This is a genomic window from Tessaracoccus sp. OH4464_COT-324, from assembly GCF_003932855.1.
Lineage (GTDB): Bacteria > Actinomycetota > Actinomycetes > Propionibacteriales > Propionibacteriaceae > Arachnia.
This window is the reverse complement of record NZ_RQYZ01000140.1, coordinates 1-370: the sequence shown is the minus strand read 5'-3', so window position 1 is coordinate 370 and position 370 is coordinate 1. Positions and strand designations below refer to the sequence as shown.

Below are 370 nucleotides of genomic sequence, written 5' to 3'. Positions count from 1 at the left end.
GTTGGTTCGGGTTTGGTTTGATCGGGGTCGGCGGTTGGAGCGGGTGCGGATCAGTCCGGTGTGGCATCGTCGGCTTCGTTCGGGGTGGGAGTTGGCGGAGTTGTTGGAGCATGCGTTTCGCCGGTTCGCGTTGAGTTTGCCGCTTGAGGTGGGTTTGGAGACTGCCCTGGTGGTGCCGGGGGGTGCTGCCAGGTGGTCACTAGACGAGTATCAGCGGGTGTTGCGTGAGCATGAGCGGCAGCGTTGTGTGGCACGTGAGGTGGATGGTGTTGGTGTGGTGCGTGAGGTGGTTGGGCGTTGTGGTGGGGTGAGTGTTTCGGTGGATGGTTCGGGTTTGCCTTGTGAGGTGGCTTTCGATGAGGGTTGGTTG

1 protein-coding gene is annotated in these 370 nt (G+C 61.4%); it reads left to right on the top strand.

Annotation, left to right across the window (positions count from 1 at the left end):
- Positions 1-43: 43 nt before the first annotated feature.
- Positions 44-370: hypothetical protein (locus tag EII42_RS13635; protein WP_233558420.1), on the top strand; the 327-nt coding region annotated here is incomplete at its 3' end.